The sequence below is a fragment of the Sneathiella chungangensis genome, assembly GCF_009882935.1.
Taxonomy (GTDB): domain Bacteria; phylum Pseudomonadota; class Alphaproteobacteria; order Sneathiellales; family Sneathiellaceae; genus Sneathiella; species Sneathiella chungangensis.
In genome coordinates this window covers 168691-187709 of the sequence record NZ_WTVA01000001.1, presented here as the reverse complement: position 1 = coordinate 187709, position 19019 = coordinate 168691, and the positions used below count along the sequence as shown (strand labels likewise).

The window sequence follows — 19019 nt, the reverse complement described above, 5'->3', positions numbered from 1 at the left end:
AGGCTAGTCGTTGCGGGCCAGTTCATGCTGGCCATATTCCTGCAGTTTTTTCATAACGCTCGTCTGGTATTCTTCGGGCACCGGTTCGCGCCCAACCGCCCAGACATAGATATTGGGATCGCCCGCCTCAAGCAACGCTTCGTAGATATCGAGCTCCTGCATCGAGAAATCACCGAGATATTTGCCGGCAAAGCCGCCCAGCAGCAGATCGGTCTCCTTCATGCCGGTATAGCGGGAACGATGAATAAGCCGCTTGCGGCGAATGGTGATATCTTCGGTCATGATCTCATTCTCTTGATGAATTGAGCATGGATATAGCCTTTCTCGCGCACGCTGTCAGCAGTAAGTGACGATCCGGCGCGATTTCCCGTGATGCGCCATTGACCTTTGTGCAAAACAGCCGCCAAAATACCGGGCCATAACTCACGGGGGAAGCGGTGCGTCCAGAAGTCCTGTTTCAATTATTTTCGCCGGTCAGCAAGCTCACCGGTATCGGGCCGCGCCTGACGGCGCTGATCGAAAAGCTGGCCGGACCGAATATCATCGATCTGGCCTGGCATCTGCCGGTGGGCCTGGTCACGCGACACAAGGTGGAACATCTGACGCCGGATCTCGTCGACCAGAATATCGTCGTGACGCTTCATATTGACCAGCATCATCCGTCCCGCAACCGCCGCGTTCCCTATAAAATCCAGTGTCATGCGGGGGATACGCCGCTCACCCTCACCTTCTTCAACGGGCGCGAACAATATCTGCGCCAGCAGTTCCCCGAAGGCGGCGAGCGGATTGTCAGCGGCAAGCTCGAGGAATATGCAGGCGTCTACCAGATAACCCATCCCGATCACGTCGCGACGCGGGAGACGATGGACACGGTACCGCTGTTCGAACCGGTCTATCCGCTGACCGCCGGCCTGACCAACGCGACCTTCCTCAAGGCGGCGCGCCAGTTTCTCCCCATGCTGCCCGATTTGCCGGAATGGCTGGACCGGAGCCTGCTCGCGCGGGAGCAGTGGACCGGCTGGAAAGACAGCCTGTTGGAGGCCCATGCGCCGAAGACGGAGGCGGATTTCGACCGCGACGCCCCCGCCCGCGCGCGGCTTGCCTATGACGAACTGTTGGCGAACCAGCTCGCCCTCGAACTCGTCCGGCGCAGCATGAAGCGAAAGCCCGGACGCTCCCTGCCCGGCACCGGCGACATCCGCCGGAAGATCCTGAATGACCTCCCCTTCACCCTGACCGCCGCGCAATCCTCGGCGCTTCAGGAGATCGAGGAGGATATGGCCGGCCCGCACCGCATGCTTCGCCTCCTGCAGGGCGATGTCGGCAGCGGGAAGACCGTGGTCGCGCTGTTGGCCATGGCGCAGGCGGTCGAGGCTGGCGCGCAGGCGACGATCATGGCGCCGACGGAAATCCTCGCGCATCAGCATTACAACGCCATCGAGCCGCTCGCCGCGAAGGCCGGGATGACCTGTATGCTCGTAACCGGGCGCCTTAAGGGCAAGAAGCGGGAGGAGGTGCTGGGCGCGCTCGAAAGCGGCCGGGTCGATCTTGTCGTCGGCACCCACGCCCTGTTTCAGGAGGATGTGCGGTTCCACGACCTCGGACTTGCCATCATCGACGAACAGCATCGCTTCGGCGTGCATCAGCGCCTTGCCCTCAGCGCCAAGGGACGCGACGGCAAGGGCGGTGTCGATGTGTTGGTGATGACGGCAACGCCAATCCCCCGCACCCTCGCGCTCACCGCCTACGGGGATATGGATGTGTCGATCATCGCCGAGAAACCGCCCGGGCGAAAACCGGTCGATACGCGGGCCATCGATCTATCGCGCCTGAATGACGTCGCCGAAGGCCTCGATCGCAAGCTCGCCGCCGGGGAGCGGATTTACTGGGTCTGCCCGCTGGTTGAGGAATCGCAGGTTCTCGACGTCGCCGCGGCGGAGGAACGGTTCGAATCGCTGCATCATCTCTATGGCGATCAGGTCGGCCTGATCCACGGTCGGCTGAAGGCGGAGGAAAAAGACGAGACCATGCAGCGCTTCATGACCGGCGAGATCAGCGTCCTTGTCGCGACGACGGTGATCGAGGTGGGCGTCGACGTGCCGGAGGCGACGGTGATGATCATCGAACATGCGGAGCGTTTCGGCCTCGCCCAGCTTCACCAGCTTCGCGGCCGGGTCGGACGCGGCGGCCTGCCGGGCACCTGTCTCCTGCTCTATTCCGGGCCGCTCAGCGAGACGCAGAAGGCACGGCTCGGTATCCTGCGCGAGAGCGAGGACGGGTTCCGCATCGCCGAGGAGGATTTGCGCCTGCGCGGCGCCGGGGAGCTTCTCGGAACCCGGCAGAGCGGGCTTCCCGAATTCAGGCTTGCGGACCTGCACGCCCATTCGCGCCTGCTTGCCATCGCCCGCGACGATGCCCGGCTTGTTCTCGAGAAGGATCAGGCACTGGAAACGGAACGCGGCAAGGCGCTCAAAATCCTGCTCTATCTGTTCGAGCGGGACAACGCGATCAAGTATCTGTCAGGCTGATTTGGGTTTTGCCCCGGTGCCGTTCTTCGGCGGCGCAATTTTTTTCTTTTCCTTTTCGCCCGCGTCCGGCTTTGGCGGCTCGGGCCAGATCATGCCGGCGGAAATGACGAGCTTGACCCCCTCCTCCACCGACATATCGAGATAGATGAGGTCGCTTTTGGGCACGAACAGCAGGAAGCCGGACGTCGGGTTCGGCGTCGTCGGCAGGAAGATGCTGATCATATCCTCCTCCGCCAGCTTGTTGACTTCCCCTCTCGCCTGGCTGGTGACGAAGGCCAGCGCCCAGATGCCTTTGCGGGGATATTCGAGAAGGACGACATCGCGAAAGGACGTACTCGACTGCGCAAGCACGGTTTCCATGATCTGCTTGAGCGCATGATAAATGGTGCGCACGACCGGCATCCGCCCGACGATCCGCTCCCCGAGGGTCAGCAGCGACCGGCCGAGATAATTGGCGGTCAGGAAGCCGATCAGGATAAGCGCGAAGGCCGCAATGATGACGCCAAGGCCGGGAACACTGAACGGCAGATAGGTTTCCGGGTTATAGCGCGCCGGGATCAGCGGCGTGATATTCGCATCGACGAAGGAGACAAAGACATAGGTCAGGTAAATCGTAATCGCGATCGGCGCGGTGACGACGATGCCGGTCAGGAAATAGGTGCGCAGGCGCGCGAGCGGACTGACTTTCGGCGCAGGCTCGACCAGAAGCGGTTTTTTCTCGTCATCGCCGGGCGTGTCCGCATCATTCGTCTTCTTGAACATGTCTCGCCACTTATCTCTAAAACAATATTAAAATTACTGGTTTACCGGATTTTCCTGATCCCGCCCCGAGATTAGCACGAAGGCCAGACGCTGTCTTTTTAAATTTCCGGCGCATCGGCGGCGATGAGACTTACTCTGTAAACGTACTATTAAGATTAACCGGGTAGAATCACGGCCAACTTTCTGGCGCATTGCGAAGCAATGTAAATATGGGGCCTGAAGACGGGCAATGAATAGTCGGTATCTGAAATATTTGCGGGGATCCAGCGGGATCGCGTTGATCGCGGGCACGCTGGCCGTTCTGCTGTTTTTGTCCGTTTTCTTCGATCATGCCTATTTCGATTTCGTGAGCCGGATTGCGGTCGTCGGCCTTCTGGCCTGCGCCGTGCTTGCCTTTCTTCAGGCGAAACGGTCAAGAAATTACCGGAAGGTGATGAAGTTCAAGGATTCCCTTCTTGATTCCGTGTTCGACAATGTCGCCATCGGTTTTTGTGTTTTTGACGAGAATTTCAGGTTACTGAAATGGAATGACCGCTATGTCGAACTCATCGAGATCGACCCGGAGCGATTGACGCCGGAGACCACCTTTCGGGAGATGGTCGGATGGAATTTCGAAAATTACGTCAATGTGGGCGACGACCGGGAAGAATTCGTCTCCTCCTCCATCGAGAAAATCGAGCAGCGCATTTCCGGCACCGTCGATCGCCAGTTTGCGAGCGGCAAGATTATCGAGATTTCCTACAGCCTGCGGCGCGAAGGCGGCTTTATCATGACGGTGACGGACGTGACGTCGAACCGGATGGCCGAGCAATCCCTTCGGGAAAACGAGGACCGCTACCGCCGCATGGTCGAACTCTCGCCGGATGCGATCGTCGCCCACAAAGGCGGCTTTATCATTTATGTCAATGAAGCGGCGCTGACCTTGTTCAACAAGAAAGACCGCCATGACCTGATCGGCCAGAGAATCGCGGGCTACTTCCCCTATTCGGACAGCGACTCGCTGGACGTCTATTTCGGCGCCGCCGATGATGTGGAGCGTATCAACAACCTGCCGTCGCTCAAATCCAAGGTCATCCGCGAGGACGGCGCGCAAGTGAATGTGGAAATGGACGCCTCCGCCCTCTTCTACGGGGACCGTATCGTGATGCAGCTTGTCATCCGGGATATCTCCGCGCAGATGCAGATCGAGGAATTCCTCAAGCAGGCAAAGGACGAGGCCGAATATGCGGCGCAGATCAAAGGCAAGTTCCTCGCCAACATGAGCCATGAGTTGAGGACCCCGCTGAACGCGGTCATCGGATTTTCCGAGGTGATCATCAGCCAGATCTTCGGCCCTGTCGGGTCCGCGAAGTATCTCGAATATGCCCATGATATCAACGCAAGCGGCCATCACCTGCTGGAGCTCATCAACGACATCCTCGACTTCTCCAAGATCGAGGCGGGCGAGCAGAAAATCAACGAGGAGGAAGTCGAGGTCGACGTTCTCGTCAATGAATGCATCCGCCTGACGCAGCAGCGCGCCATCGAGAATGATATCAATATCAAGCTCGAGTTCGACCCGCTGCTGCCGCAGATCTTCGCCGATCGCCGCATGATCAAGCAGATCCTTATCAATCTCCTCTCGAACGCCGTGAAATTCACGCCGACGGGCGGACGGATCGTGACCTCCGTCCAGCTTCTCGAAGATGAGGGGCTGAAGATCAGCGTCAGCGACAACGGCATCGGTATCCATGAGGATGATATCGAGAAGGCCCTCACCCCCTTCGTCCAGGTGGACAGCGAGAAAAGCCGCAAATACCACGGCACGGGGCTCGGCCTGCCGCTGTCGAAGAACCTGGCGGAGATGCATGAAGGGCGACTGGAGCTGACCAGCAAGTATGGCGAGGGGACCGTCGTCACCCTATTCCTGCCGAAGGACCGCATCCGCCAGAAAGCAGCCTGAGCCCCCGCCCCGGCACACACTATAAAATTTTCCTTCCCGCTCTTGCCAAATCGCGCCGGACGGTCAACTATCCTCCGAAATAAAAAGGAGGATGTTCATGCGGTTGAAAGACAAGGTTGCGATTATCACGGGCGCCGGTTCCGGATTTGGCGAGGCGATGGCGAAACTGTTCGCGGCGGAAGGCGCGAAAGTCGTTGTCAGCGACATCAATGGCGCCGCCGCGGCGGCGGTCACGAAAGAGATTACGGAGGCCGGTGGCGTTGCGATCAGCAGCGAGTGCGATGTCACAAATGCCGAAGATATCGCCGCCATGACCCGGCAATGCCTCGACAACTTCCAGAAAATCGACATTCTCGTGAATAATGCCGGCATGCCGCAGCGCAACGGCTCCATGTTCGATGTCGATGAAGCGACCTTTGACAAGATTTTCGACGTCAATGTGAAAAGTATCTTCCTGACGACCAAAGAAATCGTGCCGCATCTCCTCAAGACGGAAGGCAATGTGGTCAATATCGCCTCGACAGCCGCGCTGAGCCCGCGTCCGGGCCTGACATGGTATAACGCCAGCAAGGGCGCGGTGGTCACCATGTCGAAATCCATGGCCCTGGAACTCGCACCGAAGCAGGTGCGCGTCAATTCCCTCTGCCCGGTATTCGCAAGCACGGGCATGTCTGTCGAGTTTATGGGCGGCGTCGATACGCAGGAGATCCGCAACAAGTTCGTCTCCACCATTCCGCTCGGCCGCGAGAACACGCCGCGCGATCTCGCCAATGCCGCGCTCTGGCTCGCGTCCGACGATGCGTCCTTCATCACCGGGGTGGCGCTTGAAGTTGATGGCGGCCGCTGCGTCTGACCGCGGGAGGATCTGTTACCATGACCCGGACTCAACCCTCAAAACGGGATATCCTGAATATCGCGCCCGGCGCCGGGCGGCGCTATGATATGGGCGGAATGACGAGCTTTTTTCTCGCCGATGAAGCGGAGACGAACGCCGACTATTCCCTGTCGGAATGGTGGCTGGACCCGCATCAGGCGGGCAGCGGGCCGCATTCCCATGAAGATGAGGACGATATGTTCTATGTCCTCGACGGGGTCGTGACCTTTTATCTCGACGGGAAGCGGGTCGAGGCGCCGAAGGGAACCTTTTTACGGGTTCCCGCCGGCGTCACCCATGATTTCGCGAATGAGACCGATGCCCGCGCGGGGTTTCTCAATATCTTTATCCCCGGCGGGTTTGAGCGGGACATGCCCGCCATTGTCCAGTGGTATGCCGATAATCCGCCGGAGGATCGCTGAGAGGCTATTCCTTGGCGTCCGCCGCGACCTGCATCTTGACGACGATGTCAGGCTCGCCCGGCACCATGCCGCTCTTGCCGACGCCTTTCTTGATCAGGTCGACAAATTCCATACCCTCGGTGACGCGGCCCCAGACGGTATATTTGCCGTCCAGCCACGGGGAATCCCCGGTGACGATGAAGAACTGGCTGTCGGCGCTATGCGGCGAATTCGCCCGCGCCATGGAGACGGTTCCGCGGACATGCGGGGTGTTGGAGAATTCCGCGCGCAACCGGCGCCCGGAACCGCCCGTTCCCGTTCCCGTCGGATCGCCGGTCTGGGCCATGAAATCGACGATCACGCGATGGAACTTGACCCCGTCGTAAAATCCTTCGCGCGTCAGTTCCTTGATCCGGGCGACATGGTTCGGTGCAAGATCGGGACGCATTTCGATGACGACGCGGCCATATTGCAGGTCGAGATAGAGGGTGTTTTCCGGATCGGCCGCCGTTGCCGCCGACAGCGGCAGCGCCGCCGCGCCCGCCATTACCAGAACCAGAAATATCCGTGATAGAAATTTCGAAATCATCCGCATCCTCTTTCTTTGACTTGATGTGCCCTGTTTTCTGCCATTTAGCGGCGGAGGCGTCCATCATTAAAAGACAAATGTGGCAAATAACCGCAATTCGGCAGGCGGCTCAAAAAAACGAAAAGTGTGCTTGACCATCCGCCGCAACCTCCCTATGTTGCAGCCGCATTGCGACGCTACACGGTGCCAATCCGGCCGCCGGTTGCAATAAACACCTCAAAATGTGGGCCCGTAGCTCAGTCGGTAGAGCAACTGACTTTTAATCAGTGGGTCACAGGTTCGAATCCTGTCGGGCTCACCATTTTCTTATGATAATCAGATAATTATGCGAATTTGTTGCCGCAGTGGATGAGGCGTGCTGCGCCCTCAGGCGCGGACCGGTGTTTCCGGGAAGGCCAGTTCATGCCGCGCCCGCCATTTATCGGTGACATAATTCACGATCAGGCTCTTGCGGATACCGTTGATGGGACGCGGCTCAAATCCGTGCCAGGTATGTGGGGAGGGCACGAAAACATTGGCGGAATTGCTCTTGAACGGCACATTGCGCACGAAGGTCTCGCGGTCCTTGTAGATGGAGGAGCCCCAGCTCCCCGCCTCCGCATCGCGGGAGAGGTAGATCTGCATGGTGAATTTCTTCACCCCGATGTCGGTATGCGGCTCCAGCCAGAATCCTTCTGAATCTTGCGTATATTCGATGCGCAGAAACGTGCCGGTGAGGTCGATGGCGAATTTCTTCTCGATCGCCGCGACGATTTCCGTCGCCTGGAACAGCTCCGAGATACTCCGGATGACCGGCGTCGTCCGCTGCCGCTCGGCATCGAAATAGTTGCGCTTGTCGTTGTTGATCTCGCGCCGGCCGACCTTATAGTCCATATCGCCGGGCCCGATTTTAAGGGTCAGCAGATCGTCCACGACCGCGTCGGGAAAAACGCCGTTCAGCTCCCACAGATCATAGGGATCATCCGTGTAGCCCGCCTGATCCAGGCATTTGAGGAAGGTCGTCTCCAGATCCATCAGCTCGCCCACGATTTTTTCCACTTGATATGAGTGTGTACGCATGCCCCAAGCATGTCCTCTGGTCCTACCAGAAACCGCCCCGCCCGACAACTCTTTCCGCCCCACAGGATTATGCGGGCGATTTAATAGAATATTGGGTATAATAGCGGGGGTGGTGATTGGTTGCGGCCATTTAGTATGAGGGGAAACTAACATGACTGGTAAATATTCTGCTGATGAACCTATCGAAATTCGACTTAATACTAGTGAAACATTTGTATTTAAAGATGTATCAGAAATAAAAGAATGGCTCGAAGACGAGATAAATTTGTGGGAAGAATTTTCTGAAAAAACAAAAAATGAGGGAATATATAGAGATCGTGATTCCTCATACTTAATCAAAAGTGATCTTATCCAAGCTAAGGATGCATTAAATGGGTACCTTAATTTAGTGGTTGGAGACGAGGAAGAATACGAAGATGAATATAAAAAACAAGTATATGATGCTTTTCGGGAAAAATTAGACAATCTCATGAATAGTGAGAGGTTTGTGAGCGCGCGATCAAGCTCAGGCAGATCAATAATCACGCTTTCAGACTACGACCCTGCAGCTGCGTTAATGTTGCTTGCGGCTACGGTAGGTCAAAATATACCAAATCAAAATATATTAAATTTAACCAAGTATATAGATGGAATTGCCAGGGGAAGAGTGGCGCAAATTGATGCCACTATCTTAAAAAAATCTCATGAAGAACTGTCAAATGTCATCGCTAAGGATTGGAATAAAATAAAAGATGAAATCTATTTAGAATTGTCCAAAAATCAAAAACAGAACGATGATGCATTAATGAACGTAGAAAATTCCATAAAAAAATTTGAAGACGAAAAAAACAAAATAATTGAGAAATTTAGCAATTTTTATAAAACAGCTACTGAGCAAGTACAGACGCTTGAAGATACATATCATAAAAAACTGCAATTGGAGGCACCGGCCACATATTGGAGTTCACGCAAAACTAATCAAAGGTGGGCTGCAGCACTTTTTGCCGTAATTTTCATAGCTTGTATTCTTGGCGCGCTAGGTTTGGCCTACAAGTACGTAGACGAGATATTTGCTCATATTCCGCGAAATAATAATGGAGACATTGGATTGGCTTCAATCGTTGTCGTTTCAATTCCAGCCGCTGCCATCGCATGGGGGCTTCGTGTTTTCGCGAAGTTATTCATACATAATTTAAATTTGGCATCGGATGCAGCACAACGGCAAACAATGGTTGCAACTTATCTCGCACTAGCTAATGATGAGAAAGCAAATCTTGGTAATGACGAGCGCATTTTGATTCTAAATGCATTATTTAGACCAACAGATGCTGATAAGAATCATGATGCTCCGCCGCCAAATTTGCTTGATATAGCTAAATCTGCATCAGGAAAAGGAGCTTAAGTTTTCTGATCGGTCTTGCGCTCCGCTATCGGTTCCGGATTTGATGTCCGGTCTTGCGGCGATTATTCGCGCTCCGGTTTGAATTCCCTTGCGAGGGTTTCGGCGCGGGCGATGTCGCTTGCGCTCATGCGGCTCTTGAGGAGGGTTTCCCACCTCTCTGCCTCGTCATCCCCCTCTTTGACCGCGAGGAGCGCCCATTTCAGCGCCTCTATGTCATTCTTTGCGACCCCCTCGCCCTCGCTGTAGCGGGCGGCGAGCTTGCCCAGCGCCTTGCCATGGCCCTGGCGGGCCGCCTTTTCGAACCAGGTGAAGGAGGCCGCCATATCGACCGCCGTGCCATAGCCGTCTCGGTAGATCTTGCCAAGATTATACTGCGCTGCCGCCATGCCCGCGCCGGCCGCAAGGCGGATATTTTCGACGGCGCGCTCCGGGTTCTCCTCCGTGCCGATGCCGTAGATATACATCTTGCCGAGCGTATATTGCGAGGGCGCGAACCCGTCGCGGGCCGCCGTTTCAAGCGCCGCCATCGCGGGCGTGTATTTCCTGTCCGCGAGCAGGCGGAGCGCGTGATTATGCAGCGCCGGCGGATAGCCCGCCGCGACCGCCTTATTGTTCCAGAACTCGGCCTTGACGCTATCCGGATCGACGCCGCGCCCTTCCTCATAGAGGACCGAGAGGCCGAACTGCGCGGCCGGGTTGCCCTTCTCCGCCAGGTCCTGCCAGAGCGCCAGGGCCTCGGTAAAGCGGCCCTGTTCGAACAGCGCCTTGCCGGCGGCGAAGCTCTGCGTATCGGTGTTCAGCCGCTCGGCGCGGATCTTGAACAGCGTGATGAGGCCGCCGATCCCCTCGCGTCTCAGCACCGGATAGAAGGCCTCGCGGTGGCTGAGCGCGACGCTGGTGCCGTTGATGATGATATCGATGATGAGCGGCGTTCCGAGAATTTCCCGAAGCCGCCAGTCAATCTCCACCGCCTCGCGCTGCGGCCGGATCAGCCGGGAATGGACATAGGCGTCGCGCGATCCCTTCTCCTCCACCGACAGCACGGTGAATTCGTCGCCCGGATAGCCGCCCAGCTGGCTGCCGTAGGCCTGCAGGAAGAAATCGCGGAACAGTTCAAGGAATTCCTGCCGCCGCTCCTGCGGCAGCGTCTCCCACTCCGGCCCGATGACGAGTTCCGCGATAAGGGTGAAATGAAAGTTCCGGCCGATGATCGCGGCAAGATGACTTTCCCGCGACGCCAGCGGTTTGTCCGGTTGCGAGAGAATAGCTTTCGCCTGGCCCGACAGCCCGGCGATGACCGCCTGGGCCCGCGTCGCCCGCTCGCCGGCGCTGGCGGGCGCGCCCCCGGCAACGACGGCCGCCACGATCCCCAATGCAAGCGCAATGTCGCGAAGTCGCCGCAAAAAACCCTCTCCCCATACCGTCATCTCGCCCCGGGGAATTATTCTATGGCTTTGAAGATAAATTGCAAAAGGCTTTATTGCGCCGGAAATGGTGCCCGCACCCGGAATTGAACCGGGAAGCCCTTACGGGCGGCAGATTTTAAGTCTACTGTGTTTACCAATTTCACCATGCGGGCGGCGCCTTGCAAACTAACTAAATCGGTTTTGCGAAACAAGGAGATAATGCCTCCGGATCGAATTTTGGAGTCGTATTCCCGATCCCGGCCGTGACGTTCGCCTCGCCATTTCACAATATGGTGATGGGAAAAGTTTATTTCTGTTGATCCGATTTCCCCCCGCCCCCGTATTCCTTTCCAAACGCAGATCGCGACTGGGTTTTTATCGATGTACCTGAACCCCAGAGGAGGGAAAATGTCCAAAATCCTAAAACTAGTCTCCACGTTTCTGATTGTTGGCGTCTTTGCCACGGCCTGCGCGCAGGACGCCAAGATGGCGAAAAAGCCGATGCCGGCCGAGAAAGATATCGTCGCCACCGCCGTTGATGCGGGCCAGTTCAATACCCTGGTCGCGGCCCTGAAGGCAGCCGGACTGGTGGAAACCCTGCAAAGCCCCGGACCGTTCACGGTGTTTGCGCCGACGGATGACGCCTTTGCCAAGCTGCCGGCGGGAACCGTCGAAAATTTGCTGAAGCCGGAAAACAAGGAAAAGCTGGTCCAGGTCCTGACCTATCATGTGGTCTCGGGCAACGTGCCGGCATCTGCGGTGGTCGGCAAGATGGTTGATGCCACCAGCGTAGAGGGCAGCACCATCATGATCAACGGCATGGACGGCGTCATGCTGAACGGCTCCGCCAAGGTGGTTGCCGCCGACGTGATGGCCAGCAACGGCGTCATTCATGTGATCGATACGGTGATCCTGCCGCCGAGCAAGTAACCCTTGCCGGGCCTGCATTCTCCAGCAGGTCCCCGTTCGTCGCGGCGACAATGATTGGTGACAGGTCCCCCCTAGCCGATCGTTGTCGCCCGACGTCTGTTATCAGGTGGTTTCCACGACGTGGACGCCCTCCCCCTTCAAATATTCCACCAATTCACCGAAGGCGGCATCCAGATCCGCTTTCTCGGTCGAGCGCAGGACGAGATTGGTGCCCACCTCCCCTTGCCGGAAATAGGGGTAGGACCCCATCGAGACATCGGGATAGGCCTTCTGCAGCGCGCCGAGCTTTTCCGCGACCCGTCCTTCGGGCAATCCCGCGCCGATGGTCCGGCTCAGCATTTTCGGACCGCCATGAAGCGTCGGCGCGATCTCCTCGAACATGGCCTGCATGATCGTCGGCACCCCCGCCATGACATAGACATTCTCGATGCAAAAGCCCGGGGCCTTGCTGACGGGATTATTGATCAGCGATGCGCCATCGGGAATGCGGGCCATGCGTTTGCGCGCGTCATTGAACTCGATCCCGCTGGTCTCGTAATGCCGGGTCAGCAGCGCCATGGCCTCGGGATGAAAATCGATGCCGACGTCGAAGGCCGCGGCAATGGAATCGGCGGTGATATCGTCATGGGTCGGGCCGATGCCGCCGGTCGTGAAGACATAGTCGAACTTTGCACGGAGCGCGTTGACCGCGGCGACAATCTCCGCCTCGATATCCGGCACCACCCGCACCTCGCGCAGCTGCACGCCGATCTCGTTCAGACGGACCGCGATCCAGGCCATGTTCTTGTCCTGTGTGCGGCCCGAGAGGATCTCGTCGCCGATCACCACCACGGCGGCCGTCACGATTTTTTTCGCGCCTGACTTATCTGACATAAAGGTACCTTGTAATTTGCCGACTTCGGGTTGGCCATATCATAGCAAACCGATTACAAAGGGCATCAGCTATTTTCACCTACCGGAATATGGTCGACGTAAAATCATGAAATTCCCCGCTCCCCTCCTCAAGGGCCGCCTGATCCGGCGCTACAAGCGCTTCCTTGCCGATATCGAACTTGAGGATGGCAATGTGATCACGGCCCATGTCGCCAATCCCGGCTCGATGATGGGGCTGAAGGACGAAGGCATGACCGTCTGGCTGTCAGAATCCGATAACCCGAAACGCAAACTCCCCTATAGCTGGGAACTGGTGGAGGCGGACGGCGCGCTCGTCGGCATCAATACCGCGCATCCGAACGGCATCGTGGCGGCGGCGATCGAGCGGGGCGACGTCCCGGCCCTCTCCGGCTACGACCATCTGACGCGGGAGGTCAAGTACGGCGAGAATTCGCGCATCGATATCCTGCTCTCTGGCGGCGATAAGCCCGATTGTTATGTCGAGATCAAGAATGTCACGCTGAAGCGCGATTCGCGCCATGCGGAATTTCCGGATTCGGTCACCGCGCGCGGCGCGAAGCATCTGAAGGAGCTTTCCGCGATGGTGGCGGCCGGTCACCGGGCGGTGATGTTCTATCTGGTCCAGCGGGCGGATTGCGGCGCTTTCCGCCTGGCCGCCGATATCGATCCGGCCTATGCCGCGGCATTCGCCGAAGCGCGGGCTGCGGGAGTTGAAATTTTGTGCTATGACTGCCACATAACCCCTGCCGGGATTTGTCTCGGCTCCCCTGTTCCGGTTATTCCCTAGTTTGTTTTCTGCCGGAGATGGGGTATTATTTTGCAAAAAGTTGATGAGCGCTTATGAGATATGAAACGAGTATAACGGCGCCGGATCGCAATACCGGCGTGATAAAGCTGCATGGTCCCGACGCTTTCGAAGGGATGCGCAAGGCTGGCCGACTGGCGGCGGAAACGCTGGACATGATCGCCGAGCATGTGGTGCCGGGCGTGACGACGGACGAGCTGAACACGCTCTGCGCCGAGTTTATCGCGGAGCGCGGCGGCATTTCCGCGCCACTGAATTACCGCGGCTTTCCGAAATCGATCTGCACTTCCATCAACCATGTGGTCTGCCATGGCATTCCTGGGCCGAAGAAGTTGCAGAACGGGGATATCGTCAATATCGACGTGACCCCTATCGTCGATGGCTGGCATGGCGACAGCAGCCGCATGTATATTGCCGGCAAGCCGAGCGTGAAGGCCGCGCGCCTGATCGATATCACCTATGAATCCCTGATGCGCGGGATCGAGGTGGTGAAACCCGGCGCAACGACCGGCGATATCGGCTATGCGATCCAGAATTATGCCGAGGGCAAGCGCTGCTCGGTCGTCCGGGATTTCTGCGGCCATGGCCTTGGCCGGGTTTTTCATGATGTTCCGAACATCGTTCATTACGGCACACCCGGCGAAGGCGTGGAGCTGAAGCCCGGCATGATCTTCACGATCGAGCCGATGATCAATCTCGGCACCTGGCAGGTCAAGGTGCTAGATGATGGCTGGACGGCGGTGACGAAAGACCGCTCCCTCTCCGCCCAGTTCGAGCATTCCCTCGGCGTGACCGAGACGGGATACGAGATTTTCACCCTCTCACCGAAGGGACTGGACAAGCCGCCCTATGACGTCTGACGCCAAGACTTCACCGGCGCGACCCGGTTTGCAAGAATTGGACAACCCCTCCTTTTCCCTCGGGCTGGAGGAAAGCGCACCGGCGAAGACGGCGGCGGACGATCACCGGCTCGGTCATCGCGAGCGGATGCGCGCGCAGGTGCTGAACGCGGGCGCGCGCAGCCTCGCCGATTACCAGATCCTCGAGATGCTGCTCTTCGCCGCCGCGCCGCGCGGCGATACGAAACCGGTGGCGAAGAACCTGATCTCCCGCTTCGGTAGCCTTGCCAAGGTCCTGAAGGCGGAACCGGATGAACTTCGCAAGGTCGACAAGGTCGGCGATGCGGTGATCGCAACCCTCAAAATCGCCGAGACGCTGGGCGAACGCCTGCTCCGGACGGAAATCGAGAAGCGGAACGTGCTCGGATCCTGGCAGGCGTTGCTCGAATATTGCCAGGGCACGATGAGCGGCCGCAAGATCGAGCATTTCCGGATACTGTTCCTCAATAACAAGAATCACCTGATCTCGGATGAGGTGCAGCAGACCGGCACGGTCAATCACACCGCCGTCTATCCGCGCGAGGTGGTGAAGCGCGCGCTCGAGCTTGGCGCGACGGCACTGATCCTCGTGCATAACCACCCGTCCGGCGACACCACGCCCTCGAAGGCGGATATCGACATGACGTCCGATATCGTCAGCGCCGCGGCGGCCCTCAACATCCGCATTCACGATCATATCATCGTCGGCGACAAGGACTGCGTCAGTTTCAAATCCCTCGGCCTGATGTGAGGGCGGCGCTCCTGCCGTTAACTGGTTGAGATTTTCCGTTATCTCTGCTAGTCAGCCCTTCTTCCGAACAACCTAGTCAGAAAGTTGGACCCGCCATGATCCCCCGTTATGCCCGCCCCGAGATGACCGCAATCTGGGAGCCGCAAAGCAAATTCCGTATCTGGTTCGAGATCGAGGCCCATGCCTGCGATGCCCAGGCGAAGCTTGGGGTGATTCCCGAAGCCGCCGCCAAGGCCGTCTGGGAGCGCGGCAATTTCGATATCGAGCGGATTGACGAGATCGAACGCGAGACCAAGCATGACGTGATCGCCTTCCTCACCAACCTCGCCGAATATGTCGGCGATGAGGCGCGGTTTGTGCATCAGGGCATGACGTCCTCGGACGTTCTCGATACCTGCCTTTCGGTGCAGCTGACCAAGGCCTGCGACATTCTTCTCACCGATATGGACCAGCTTCTCGCAGCGTTGAAGGCGAAAGCCTATCAGCATAAGGATGATGTCTGCGTCGGCCGCTCCCACGGCATCCATGCGGAGCCGGTGACCTTTGGCCTGAAAATGGCGCAGGCCTATGCGGAATTTTCCCGCAATCGCGAGCGGCTGGTGAACGCGCGAAAAGACATCGCCACCTGTGCGATTTCCGGCGCCGTCGGGACATTTGCCAATATCGACCCTTACGTGGAAGAGCATGTCGCCAAGGCGCTCGGTCTCGCGCCGGAGCCCGCCTCCACCCAGGTGATCCCGCGCGACCGCCATGCGATGTTTTTCGCGACCCTCGGCGTCATCGCCAGCTCGATCGAGCGTCTCGCCGTTGAGATCCGTCATCTGCAGCGGACGGAAGTGCTGGAAGCGGAAGAATATTTCGCGCCGGGCCAGAAAGGCTCCTCAGCCATGCCACACAAGCGCAATCCGGTGCTGACCGAGAACCTCACCGGCCTCGCCCGCCTCGTTCGCATGGCAACCATCCCGGCGATGGAAAATGTCGCGCTCTGGCATGAGCGGGACATCTCCCATTCCTCCGTCGAGCGCGGGATCGGGCCGGATGCGACGATCACCCTTGATTTCGCCCTCGCTCGCCTCACCTCAGTGGTCGAGAAGCTGGTGGTCTATCCGGAAAACATGATGGACAATATGAACAAGCTCGGCGGCCTCATCCATTCGCAGCGCGTGCTGCTGGCGCTCACGCAGGCCGGTGTCAGCCGCGAGGACAGCTATCGCCTTGTGCAGCGGAATGCCATGCGAGTCTGGCAGAACGGCGAGGATTTCATGGAGCTCTTGAAGGCAGACGCCGATGTAATGAAGGCCCTGACGCCGGCGCAGGTCGAGGGCGTCTTCGATCTCGAATATCACACCAAGCATGTGGATACGATTTTCCGCCGGGTGTTCGGCGACTAGGCAAAAAAAAGAGGCGCAGTCGCCTGCGCCTCCTTTTCTACAATATCTTCGGGTCTATTTGTCCGCCAGGATCTGCTGACGCGCGGTTGCCAGCAATTCTTCCATCTGGCGGCGGATGCGGTGGTCGGACATTTCGACATTTGCCGCATCAAGGTCCCCACGGATTTTCCGAAAGACGTCTTCATCGCCCTTCTCTTCCATGTCCGAGATGATGACTTCCTTGGCATAGACATCAGCGGCCTCGCCGGTCTTGCCCATCAGTTCCGCCGCCCAGGCGCCGAGCAGCTTGTTCCGGCGCACCATGATCTTGAATTCCATTTCCTGATCATGCGCGAATTTGCTTTCCTGACCTTTTTTGCGATCGTCGAATCCTGCCATATCTATTCAGTCCCTAATCTTGTTTCCAATCACCAATCCGAACACCGGCAATGCCTTATACCTAAGATGGTGTGCGTCGCCTAGCCTCGCAAGTGATTTTCTCGAGAATATACAACAAAAGCGTGACAGGAAATGTTGTCTTTACAGGATTTCTGCATTATGTTCCGCTTGCTTTTGCGGCGACGCTCTGGCAATAGGCCCTGACAGCACTTTCGATATCCGAACTGCGGCTGTTTAGATATTTTTCTCTGGCGGCTGGCCGCCTTTTCGACGAGTTGGAGTTTATCCATGACCCGACGTAGACGAGTCTACGAAGGCAAGGCAAAAGTTCTCTTTGAAGGTCCGGAACCGGGCACTCTCGTGCAGTATTTCAAGGATGACGCCACCGCATTCAATGGCGAGAAGAAAGCAACAGTCACCGGCAAGGGCGTTCTGAACAACCGGATCTCGGAACATCTGATGCTCAAGCTCGCGGAAATCGGCATCCAGAACCATTTCATCCGCCGCCTCAACATGCGCGAGCAGCTGATCAAGGAAGTCGAGATCATCCCGGTCGAGGTGATTATCCGCAATATCGCCGCGGGCTCGATCTGCAAGCGACTTGGCATATCGGAGGGAACGCCCCTGCCCCGGCCGATCATCGAATATTGCTTCAAGTCCGACGAGCTGAACGACCCGCTGGTCTCGGAAGAACATATCACCGCCTTCGGCTGGGCCAACCCGCTCGAGCTTGATGACATCATGAGCCAGTCGCTGCGCGTCAACGACTTCCTGCTCGGTCTCTTCTCCGGGATCGGCATCCGGCTGGTTGATTTCAAGCTGGAATTCGGCCGCTATTATGAGGGCGACGAGATGCAGATCATTCTCGCCGACGAGATCAGCCCGGATAATTGCCGGCTGTGGGATGCGGCGACCAACAAGAAGCTCGACAAGGACCGTTTCCGCCGGGATCTCGGCGGCGTCGAGGATGCCTATCAGGAAGTCGCGCGGCGGCTTGGCATTATTCCCGAAGGTGGCCCGGGCGACTTGCAGGGGACAAACGCGATTCAGTAAAGGCGCATTGGCGCCTTTTTTTTACGTAGGTAAAGAGGATTAGATGAAAGCACGTGTCTATATTTCCCTGAAAAACGGGGTCCTCGACCCGCAGGGCAAGGCGATTTCCCATTCGCTTCAGGGTCTGGGATTCAAGAATGTTCTCGACGCCCGGCAGGGCAAGACCATCGATCTCGACCTCAAGGACATGGATCGCGCGGCGGCCGAGGCGGAAGTCGAGAAAATGTGTCAGCAGCTTCTCGCCAACACGGTGATCGAAAACTATACCATCGAAATGCTGGATTGACCGGACAGGGAGTTTTGGACAATGAAGGCCGCTGTTATCGTATTTCCCGCCTCCAATTGTGACCGTGACCTGAAGGTCGCCCTGGCCCAGGCCATGGGACGTGATCCGGATATGGTCTGGCATGGCGATAGCGAGCTTCCCGAGACGGACCTGATTGCCATTCCGGGCGGCTTCTCCTATGGCGACTATCTTCGCGCCGGCGCCATGGCCGCCAATTCGCCGATCATGCGCGAGGTGGTGAAAAAGGCGCAGGCCGGCACGCCGGTCCTCGCAATCTGCAACGGCTTTCAGATCGCCACGGAAACCGGCATGCTTCCCGGCGCGCTGCTGCGCAATGCCGGTCAGAAATTCGTCTGCAGGGATGTCGATCTTCTCATCACCGCGCGGAATGAACGCTTCGTCGGCGGGTTCGAGCAGGGCGAAGTCGTCCGCTTTCCCGTCGCCCATCATGACGGCAATTATTATGCCGATGAGGAGACCCTTCACGAACTGGAGGGTGAAGGCCAGGTGGCGTTCAAATATGCCAGCGCGGAGGGCGAGCTAACCGACGCCGCCAATCCCAACGGCTCGCTCAACAATATCGCCGGGATCTACAACAAGGCGGGCAATGTCCTCGGCCTGATGCCGCATCCCGAGCGGCTGATCTCCGAAGAGCTCGGCGGCACCGACGGCAAGCGCTTTTTCGATCATCTCGTAAATTCCATCGTTTGA

Annotated in this window: 20 protein-coding genes and 2 tRNA genes; 14 read left to right on the top strand and 8 right to left on the bottom strand. The window is 57.7% G+C overall.

Annotation, left to right across the window (positions count from 1 at the left end; all coding sequences use genetic code 11):
* Positions 1 to 3 precede the first annotated feature (3 nt).
* Positions 4 to 282, bottom strand: coding sequence for a succinate dehydrogenase assembly factor 2 (locus tag GQF03_RS00915; RefSeq protein ID WP_161337308.1), 279 nt, complete (start codon positions 280 to 282; stop codon positions 4 to 6).
* A gap of 155 nt (positions 283 to 437) precedes the next feature.
* Between GQF03_RS00915 and recG the strand changes: the two genes are divergently transcribed.
* Positions 438 to 2528 carry an ATP-dependent DNA helicase RecG gene (recG, locus tag GQF03_RS00910; protein WP_161337307.1) on the top strand — a complete coding sequence of 697 codons (2091 nt, stop codon included), beginning with the start codon at positions 438 to 440 and terminating at the stop codon, positions 2526 to 2528.
* On the opposite strand, the gene GQF03_RS00905 is transcribed toward recG, so the two are convergent.
* The gene (locus tag GQF03_RS00905) at positions 2520 to 3290 is read right to left on the bottom strand and encodes a DUF502 domain-containing protein (RefSeq protein WP_161337306.1); all 771 of its coding nucleotides are present in this window, start codon (positions 3288 to 3290) and stop codon (positions 2520 to 2522) included. The genes recG and GQF03_RS00905 overlap by 9 nt on opposite strands.
* A 229-nt stretch (positions 3291 to 3519) precedes the next feature.
* Here GQF03_RS00905 and GQF03_RS00900 point away from each other — a divergent pair, with 229 nt between their 5' ends.
* The 3 genes from GQF03_RS00900 to GQF03_RS00890 all read left to right on the top strand — a co-directional run bounded on the left by GQF03_RS00900 (position 3520) and on the right by GQF03_RS00890 (position 6528).
* A complete protein-coding gene (locus GQF03_RS00900; protein WP_161337305.1) occupies positions 3520 to 5232 on the top strand; it encodes a PAS domain-containing sensor histidine kinase in 1713 nt (570 codons plus the stop codon).
* Positions 5233 to 5329: 97 nt separating this feature from the next.
* The gene (locus tag GQF03_RS00895; protein WP_161337304.1) at positions 5330 to 6085 is read left to right on the top strand and encodes a glucose 1-dehydrogenase; all 756 of its coding nucleotides are present in this window, start codon (positions 5330 to 5332) and stop codon (positions 6083 to 6085) included.
* Positions 6086 to 6105: 20 nt separating this feature from the next.
* Positions 6106 to 6528 carry a cupin domain-containing protein gene (locus tag GQF03_RS00890; protein WP_161337303.1) on the top strand — a complete coding sequence of 141 codons (423 nt, stop codon included), beginning with the start codon at positions 6106 to 6108 and terminating at the stop codon, positions 6526 to 6528.
* Between the two features lie 4 nt (positions 6529 to 6532).
* Here GQF03_RS00890 and GQF03_RS00885 read toward each other — a convergent pair whose 3' ends face one another.
* Complete coding sequence (locus tag GQF03_RS00885; protein WP_206376107.1) at positions 6533 to 7054, bottom strand: peptidylprolyl isomerase; 522 nt, start codon at positions 7052 to 7054, stop codon at positions 6533 to 6535.
* Positions 7055 to 7321: 267 nt separating this feature from the next.
* Between GQF03_RS00885 and GQF03_RS00880 the strand changes: the two genes are divergently transcribed.
* Positions 7322 to 7397, top strand: a tRNA-Lys gene (locus GQF03_RS00880).
* A gap of 65 nt (positions 7398 to 7462) precedes the next feature.
* Here the strand turns inward: GQF03_RS00880 and GQF03_RS00875 are convergent.
* On the bottom strand, positions 7463 to 8155 hold the full coding sequence (locus tag GQF03_RS00875; protein WP_206376061.1) for a hypothetical protein: 693 nt from the start codon (positions 8153 to 8155) through the stop codon (positions 7463 to 7465).
* Between the two features lie 151 nt (positions 8156 to 8306).
* Between GQF03_RS00875 and GQF03_RS00870 the strand changes: the two genes are divergently transcribed.
* Complete coding sequence (locus tag GQF03_RS00870; RefSeq protein WP_161337301.1) at positions 8307 to 9536, top strand: DUF6161 domain-containing protein; 1230 nt, start codon at positions 8307 to 8309, stop codon at positions 9534 to 9536.
* Positions 9537 to 9598: 62 nt separating this feature from the next.
* Here GQF03_RS00870 and GQF03_RS00865 read toward each other — a convergent pair whose 3' ends face one another.
* Both GQF03_RS00865 and GQF03_RS00860 read right to left on the bottom strand, forming a co-directional pair.
* Positions 9599 to 10939 (bottom strand): ABC transporter substrate-binding protein, encoded by a 1341-nt coding sequence (locus GQF03_RS00865; protein WP_161337300.1) that lies wholly within the window; start codon positions 10937 to 10939, stop codon positions 9599 to 9601.
* 89 nt (positions 10940 to 11028) lie between these two features.
* Positions 11029 to 11115 (bottom strand) — tRNA-Leu (locus GQF03_RS00860).
* 235 nt (positions 11116 to 11350) lie between these two features.
* Here GQF03_RS00860 and GQF03_RS00855 point away from each other — a divergent pair.
* The gene (locus GQF03_RS00855; protein ID WP_161337299.1) at positions 11351 to 11872 is read left to right on the top strand and encodes a fasciclin domain-containing protein; all 522 of its coding nucleotides are present in this window, start codon (positions 11351 to 11353) and stop codon (positions 11870 to 11872) included.
* A 102-nt stretch (positions 11873 to 11974) separates the two neighbouring features.
* On the opposite strand, the gene GQF03_RS00850 is transcribed toward GQF03_RS00855, so the two are convergent.
* Entirely contained in the window at positions 11975 to 12745 is a 771-nt protein-coding gene (locus tag GQF03_RS00850) for a competence/damage-inducible protein A (RefSeq protein WP_161337298.1), read from the bottom strand.
* A 106-nt stretch (positions 12746 to 12851) separates the two neighbouring features.
* On the opposite strand from GQF03_RS00850, the gene sfsA reads away from it, so the two are divergent.
* From sfsA to purB, 4 genes are all read left to right on the top strand, one after another.
* Complete coding sequence (gene sfsA, locus GQF03_RS00845; protein ID WP_161337297.1) at positions 12852 to 13553, top strand: DNA/RNA nuclease SfsA; 702 nt, start codon at positions 12852 to 12854, stop codon at positions 13551 to 13553.
* A 53-nt stretch (positions 13554 to 13606) separates the two neighbouring features.
* On the top strand, positions 13607 to 14431 hold the full coding sequence (gene map / locus GQF03_RS00840) for a type I methionyl aminopeptidase (RefSeq protein WP_161337296.1): 825 nt from the start codon (positions 13607 to 13609) through the stop codon (positions 14429 to 14431).
* Positions 14421 to 15200, top strand: a complete 780-nt coding sequence (gene radC / locus GQF03_RS00835; RefSeq protein ID WP_161337295.1) for a RadC family protein — start codon at positions 14421 to 14423, stop codon at positions 15198 to 15200. The genes map and radC overlap by 11 nt, the downstream gene beginning before the upstream one ends.
* Positions 15201 to 15295: 95 nt before the next feature.
* On the top strand, positions 15296 to 16591 hold the full coding sequence (gene purB, locus GQF03_RS00830) for an adenylosuccinate lyase (protein ID WP_161337294.1): 1296 nt from the start codon (positions 15296 to 15298) through the stop codon (positions 16589 to 16591).
* Between the two features lie 54 nt (positions 16592 to 16645).
* On the opposite strand, the gene GQF03_RS00825 is transcribed toward purB, so the two are convergent.
* Positions 16646 to 16969, bottom strand: a complete 324-nt coding sequence (locus GQF03_RS00825; protein ID WP_161337293.1) for a DUF1476 domain-containing protein — start codon at positions 16967 to 16969, stop codon at positions 16646 to 16648.
* Between the two features lie 288 nt (positions 16970 to 17257).
* Here GQF03_RS00825 and purC point away from each other — a divergent pair, with 288 nt between their 5' ends.
* From purC to purQ, 3 genes are read left to right on the top strand one after another with little or no spacing between them, the layout of a single operon-like run.
* Positions 17258 to 18022, top strand: a complete 765-nt coding sequence (purC, locus tag GQF03_RS00820) for a phosphoribosylaminoimidazolesuccinocarboxamide synthase (RefSeq protein WP_161337292.1) — start codon at positions 17258 to 17260, stop codon at positions 18020 to 18022.
* A 43-nt stretch (positions 18023 to 18065) separates the two neighbouring features.
* Positions 18066 to 18308 (top strand): phosphoribosylformylglycinamidine synthase subunit PurS, encoded by a 243-nt coding sequence (gene purS / locus GQF03_RS00815; RefSeq protein ID WP_161337291.1) that lies wholly within the window; start codon positions 18066 to 18068, stop codon positions 18306 to 18308.
* 21 nt (positions 18309 to 18329) lie between these two features.
* Entirely contained in the window at positions 18330 to 19019 is a 690-nt protein-coding gene (gene purQ / locus GQF03_RS00810) for a phosphoribosylformylglycinamidine synthase subunit PurQ (RefSeq protein WP_161337290.1), read from the top strand.

Excerpts from the sequence above, each read along its gene's own strand:
- GQF03_RS00915 (WP_161337308.1), bottom strand. The coding sequence starts at position 282 with ATGACCGAAGATATCACCATTCGCCGCAAGCGGCTTATTCATCGTTCC.
- GQF03_RS00905 (WP_161337306.1), bottom strand. The coding sequence starts at position 3,290 with ATGTTCAAGAAGACGAATGATGCGGACACGCCCGGCGATGACGAGAAA.
- GQF03_RS00900 (WP_161337305.1), top strand. The coding sequence starts at position 3,520 with ATGAATAGTCGGTATCTGAAATATTTGCGGGGATCCAGCGGGATCGCG.
- GQF03_RS00895 (WP_161337304.1), top strand. The coding sequence starts at position 5,330 with ATGCGGTTGAAAGACAAGGTTGCGATTATCACGGGCGCCGGTTCCGGA.
- GQF03_RS00890 (WP_161337303.1), top strand. The coding sequence starts at position 6,106 with ATGACCCGGACTCAACCCTCAAAACGGGATATCCTGAATATCGCGCCC.
- GQF03_RS00885 (WP_206376107.1), bottom strand. The coding sequence starts at position 7,054 with ATGGCGGGCGCGGCGGCGCTGCCGCTGTCGGCGGCAACGGCGGCCGAT.
- GQF03_RS00875 (WP_206376061.1), bottom strand. The coding sequence starts at position 8,155 with ATGCGTACACACTCATATCAAGTGGAAAAAATCGTGGGCGAGCTGATG.
- GQF03_RS00870 (WP_161337301.1), top strand. The coding sequence starts at position 8,307 with ATGACTGGTAAATATTCTGCTGATGAACCTATCGAAATTCGACTTAAT.
- GQF03_RS00855 (WP_161337299.1), top strand. The coding sequence starts at position 11,351 with ATGTCCAAAATCCTAAAACTAGTCTCCACGTTTCTGATTGTTGGCGTC.
- GQF03_RS00850 (WP_161337298.1), bottom strand. The coding sequence starts at position 12,745 with ATGTCAGATAAGTCAGGCGCGAAAAAAATCGTGACGGCCGCCGTGGTG.
- sfsA (WP_161337297.1), top strand. The coding sequence starts at position 12,852 with ATGAAATTCCCCGCTCCCCTCCTCAAGGGCCGCCTGATCCGGCGCTAC.
- map (WP_161337296.1), top strand. The coding sequence starts at position 13,607 with ATGAGATATGAAACGAGTATAACGGCGCCGGATCGCAATACCGGCGTG.
- radC (WP_161337295.1), top strand. The coding sequence starts at position 14,421 with ATGACGTCTGACGCCAAGACTTCACCGGCGCGACCCGGTTTGCAAGAA.
- purB (WP_161337294.1), top strand. The coding sequence starts at position 15,296 with ATGATCCCCCGTTATGCCCGCCCCGAGATGACCGCAATCTGGGAGCCG.
- GQF03_RS00825 (WP_161337293.1), bottom strand. The coding sequence starts at position 16,969 with ATGGCAGGATTCGACGATCGCAAAAAAGGTCAGGAAAGCAAATTCGCG.
- purC (WP_161337292.1), top strand. The coding sequence starts at position 17,258 with ATGACCCGACGTAGACGAGTCTACGAAGGCAAGGCAAAAGTTCTCTTT.
- purS (WP_161337291.1), top strand. The coding sequence starts at position 18,066 with ATGAAAGCACGTGTCTATATTTCCCTGAAAAACGGGGTCCTCGACCCG.
- purQ (WP_161337290.1), top strand. The coding sequence starts at position 18,330 with ATGAAGGCCGCTGTTATCGTATTTCCCGCCTCCAATTGTGACCGTGAC.